The organism is Streptomyces sp. NPDC051173 (assembly GCF_040689515.1).
Lineage (GTDB): Bacteria > Actinomycetota > Actinomycetes > Streptomycetales > Streptomycetaceae > Streptomyces.
In genome coordinates this window covers 1-5080 of sequence record NZ_JBFBBD010000144.1, presented here as the reverse complement: position 1 = coordinate 5080, position 5080 = coordinate 1, and the positions used below count along the sequence as shown (strand labels likewise).

Here is a 5080-nt window from a genome sequence, read left to right as displayed (position 1 = left end):
CTTCGCCGACGGCGTCAAGGCCCTGGCTGCCGAGGGTGCTTCGGTCTTCCTGGAGCTGGGGCCGGACGGTGTGCTGACGGCCATGGCCCAGCACAACCTGGAGGACGTCCCGGTCGCGGTCGCGGCACTCCGCAAGGAACAACCGGAAGAGACGGCCCTGTTGACCGCCCTCGCGCGCCTCCACGTGGCCGGTGTCGCGGTGGACTGGGCCGGGTTCTTCGACGGTACCGGTGCCCGCCGCGTGGACCTGCCCACCTACCCCTTCCAGCACGAGCGCTACTGGCCGAAGCCGGCCGTCCCGGTCGGTGACGTGTCCGCCGCGGGCCTGATGCCCGCCGGGCATCCGCTGCTGGGTGCGGCGGTGCCTTTGGCCGACTCCGACGGGATGCTCTTCACAAGCCGGCTGTCGGCACGGACGCACCCTTGGCTGCTGGACCACGTGCTCGACGGCGTGTCCGTCTTCCCCGCCGCCGGATTCCTCGAACTGGCCGTCCGCGCAGGCGACCACGTCGGCTGTGACCGGGTGGGCGAGCTCGCCTTCGCCAAGCCCCTTGTGCTGTCCGGCGACGACGTGCTCCTCCAGGTGCGGGTCGGTGCCCCCGACGCGGAGGGCGCGCGCCCGGTGCGCATCCACGCGCGGGCCGCGGACTCCGCGGACGGGGCGTGGACGGAGCACGCGGGCGGCATGCTGCTGGACTCCCCGGTGCCGGCAGCGGATTTCGATACCTCGGTGTGGCCGCCGAGCGGCGCCGTGGCCGTCGCCCCGGAGGACGTCACCGGAGACGTCGAGCACGGTCCGGCCTTCCGTACCGTACGTGCCCTCTGGAGCCGGGGCGACGAGACCTTCGTCGAGGCCGCGCTCCCGGACGGAGTGGGCGATGCCGGGGCCTTCGGGCTGCACCCGGCGCTGCTGGAGGCGGTGACCCGGGCGGCCGGGGGTGACGAGGGCATGGAGCCGTCGTCGTGGAGCGGCGTGTCGCTGCACGCGAGCGGCGCTTCGGTGGTGCGGATACGCGTCGCCAAGGCCGGCGAGGACGCCTTCTCCGTCGCCGTCGCGGACGCCGAGGGCGCGCCGGTCCTGTCGGCCGACTCGCTGGTCCTCGGGGCCCGGAAGACCGCACGGCAGTCCGCGCAACAGGGTTCGCTGCTGCGGCTGGAGTGGGTGGCGGCCCCGGAGGCGCGGGCTTCCGGCGAGGTGCGGAGCGTGACGCTCGACGCGGCGGGTCCGGCGGGTCCGGCGGGTCCGGCGGGTCCGGCGGGTCCGGCAGGGCCGGCAGGGCCGGCCGAGCTGGCGGAGGTCCCGGACCTGGTCGTGGTCCCGGTCTCGGGAACGGGAGAGGACGTGCCCGGCTCCGTGCACGGACTCACGGCACGGGTCCTGGGGCTGGTGCAGGAGTGGCTGGCGGAGGAGCGGTTCGCCGCGTCGCGGCTGGTGTTCGTGACCCGCGGCGCGGTGTCCGGCGACGACCTCGCCGGTGCCGCGGTGTGGGGTCTGGTGGGGTCGGCGCAGTCGGAACACCCGGGCCGGTTCGTGCTGCTGGACGCCGAGGCCGGGGACGTCCCGGCCGTGCTCCCGGCCCTGCCGGGCCTGTCGGCTTCGGGCGACGACCGGTTCCTCGTACGCGAAGGCGCCGTGCACGTGGGCCGGTTGGCGCGGCCGGTGGCACAGGACGGCCAGGACGACGCGACGTCCGCGGCGCCCGCGTGGGATCCGGACGGCACGGTGCTGATCACCGGCGGCACCGGTGGCCTGGGCGGCGTGCTGGCCCGGCACCTCGTGGCCGAGCGCGGCGTGAAGCACCTGACGCTGGTGAGCCGGCGGGGCGAGGCCGCCCCGGGCGCGCCCCTGCTGCGTGAGGAACTGACCGCCCTCGGCGCCGATGTGGCCGTCATGGCCTGCGACATGGCCGACCGCGGCGCGGTCAGTCGGCTGCTGGACACCCTGGACCGCCCGCTGACCGCGATCGTCCACACGGCAGGCGTGCTGGACGACGGCGTGGTCACGGCCCTGTCCGCGGAACGCCTGTCGGGTGTGCTGCGGCCCAAGGCGGACGCGGCCTGGCACCTGCACGAGCTCACCCAAGGGACGGAGCTCGCCGCCTTCGTCATGTACTCCTCGATCTCGGGCGTCATGGGCAGCGCCGGTCAGGGCAACTACGCGGCGGGCAACGTCTTCCTCGACGCGCTGGCCCGCCACCGTGCGGCCCGCGGCCTGCCCGCGCAGTCCCTGGCCTGGGGCGCCTGGGCGCAGGGCAGCGGAATGACGGGCGCCCTGTCCGAGGCGGACATGCGGCGCATCGCCTCCTCCGGTGTGCCTCCGCTCCTCGCCGCGCAGGGGCTCGCGCTGTTCGACGCCGCCACGGCGTCCGGCGAGACGCACCTGGTGCCGATCGGCCCGGTCGTCGCCGGCACGCGCGTCCGCGGCGAGGTGCCGCCGTTGCTCCGCGGCCTCCTCAAGGGGACCCGGCGCACGGCGGCGGTCTCCGCGGGAGGCGCCGAAGCCGCCACGACGCTCGGCAGCCGGCTGCGCGAGGCGCGGCCGGAGGAGCGCACGCGCATCGTGACCGACCTGGTGCGGACCGAGACCGCGGCCGTACTGGGCCACGCCTCACCCAAGGGCGTCGACGCGCGGCGGGAGTTCCGCGACCTGGGCCTCGACTCGCTTACCGCCGTCGAGCTGCGCAACCGGCTCACCGCCGCGACGGGCCTGCGGCTGTCCGCGACCCTCGTGTTCGACTACCCCAGCCCCACCGTGCTCGCCGCCCACCTCGTTCCGCAGCTCGTGGACGAGGCCGTGGCCGACGCGGGCTCGGCACTCCTCGCGGAACTGGCACGGCTCGACTCCGCGCTCGCCGCCGGCGAGCCGGACGCCCGCACCAGAACAGCCGTCTCCGGCCGACTGCTCCAGATGCTGGAGAAGTGGCGGGGAACGGAGACGGAGGACACCGGCGACGAGGTCGTCGAACGGATCGAAGCCGCCGACACGGATGAGATCTTGGCCTTCATCGACAACGAGCTCGGCCGTCACAGCGCTCGCTGAGTCCGGCCTCCACATTTCACAGGGAAGGTTTCTCGTCATGCCCGATGACAGCAAGCTCGTTGACTACCTCAAGTGGGTCACGGCCGATCTGCACCGGACCCGCCAACGGCTGTTGGAGGCCGAGTCCGGCAAGCAGGAGCCCATAGCCATTGTCGGAATGTCCTGCCGGTTCCCGGGCGGAGTGCGGTCGCCGGAAGAATTCTGGCAGTTGCTGCACGAGGGCCGCGACGGCATCGCGCCGTTCCCCACGGACCGCGGCTGGGACCTCGGCCTTCTGACGGGCGATGGTGACGGTATGCGGACGGCGGCCGAGGGCGGCTTCGTCGACGCCGCCGCGTTCGACGCCGGCTTCTTCGGCATCTCGCCACGCGAGGCCGTGGCGATGGATCCCCAGCAGCGGCTGCTGCTGGAGACCTCCTGGGAAGCCCTGGAGCGGGCCGGCATCGACCCCGTCTCCCTGCGGGGCAGCGAGACCGGTGTGTTCGTCGGCACGAACGGCGTCGACTACGTCGGCGTCGTGATGAACTCCCGCGAGGACGTCGAAGGCCACGCCAGCACCGGACTCGCGGGCAGCGTCCTCTCCGGACGGATCTCGTACAGCTTCGGCCTGGAGGGGCCTGCGGTCACCGTCGACACCGCGTGCTCGTCCTCCCTCGTCTCGCTGCACATCGCGGCCCACGCCCTGCGCTCCGGCGAGTGCTCGCTGGCGCTGGCCGGCGGTGTGACGGTGCTGTCGAGCCCGATGAGCTTCGCGGGGTTCGCCCGTCAGGGCGGTCTCGCGACGGATGGCCGGTGCAAGGCGTTCGCGGACGCGGCGGACGGCACGGGCTGGTCCGAGGGCGCCGGCGTCCTCGTACTGGAACGCCTCTCCGACGCACAGCGCAACGGCCACCAGATCCTCGCCGTCGTGCGCGGCTCGGCGGTGAACCAGGACGGCGCGTCCAACGGCCTGACGGCACCGAACGGCCCGTCCCAGCAGCGCGTGATCCGGCAGGCACTGGCGAGCGCCGGACTGTCGGCGTCCGAGGTGGACGTGGTCGAGGCACACGGCACGGGCACGACCCTCGGCGACCCGATCGAGGCGCAGGCGTTGCTGGCCACCTATGGTCAGGACCGTGATGCGGGGCGGCCGTTGCGGCTGGGGTCGGTGAAGTCGAACATCGGGCATACGCAGGCTGCTGCGGGTGTGGCGGGGATCATCAAGGTGGTCCTGGCGATGCGTCATGGTGTGCTGCCGAAGACGCTGCATGTGGACGCGCCGTCGTCGCATGTGGACTGGTCGTCCGGTGCGGTGGAGTTGCTGACGGATGCGGTGGTGTGGCCGGAGGTGGAGCGGCCGTGGCGTGCGGGTGTGTCGTCCTTCGGGATCAGCGGCACGAACGCCCACGTCATCATCGAGCAGGCGCCGGCCGCCGAGGAGCCCGACGCCGATGGCGAGCCGAAGATCTCGCCGGCGTCCGTGCCCTGGCCGGTCTCCGCGAAATCCGAGCGAGCGCTGGCGGCACAGCTGGAGCAGATCACCGCGCTGACCGGCGTGTCACCGCTCGACGCGGGCTTCTCGCTGGCCACTTCCCGCGCCCACCTCGAGCACCGTGCGGTGCTGCTGGCGGGGGAGGACGGCACCGTGGCCGAGGTCGCCCGCGGGGCGGCCGGGGACGTGGCCGGGAAGCTCGCGGTGTTGTTCTCGGGTCAGGGTTCGCAGCGGGTGGGCATGGGCCGGGAGTTGTACGCACGCTTCCCGGTGTTCGCTGAGGCCTTCGACGCGGTGCTGGCTGGTTTCGACGGTGAGTTGCGGGAGGTGATGTTCACCGATGCGGAGCGTCTGGAGGAGACGGGGTGGACGCAGCCGGCGTTGTTCGCCCAGGAGGTGGCGCTGTTCCGGCTGACCGAGTCCTGGGGTGTCCGTCCGGATTTCGTGGCGGGGCATTCGATCGGTGAGGTCGCGGCGGCGCATGTGGCGGGGGTGTTCTCGTTGGAGGACGCGTGCCGCCTGGTGGCGGCGCGGGCGCGGTTGATGGGTGCGCTGCCCGTGGGTGGTGG

The 5080-nt window shown here is 73.3% G+C and carries 2 protein-coding genes; both read left to right on the top strand.

The features are described from left to right. On the top strand, positions 1-3040 hold a 3040-nt coding region (locus AB0435_RS33805; RefSeq protein ID WP_366428701.1), incomplete at its 5' end, for an SDR family NAD(P)-dependent oxidoreductase. Between the two features lie 37 nt (positions 3041-3077). Further along, a partial coding sequence (locus AB0435_RS33800) for a type I polyketide synthase (RefSeq protein ID WP_366428700.1) occupies positions 3078-5080 on the top strand: 2003 nt, incomplete at its 3' end.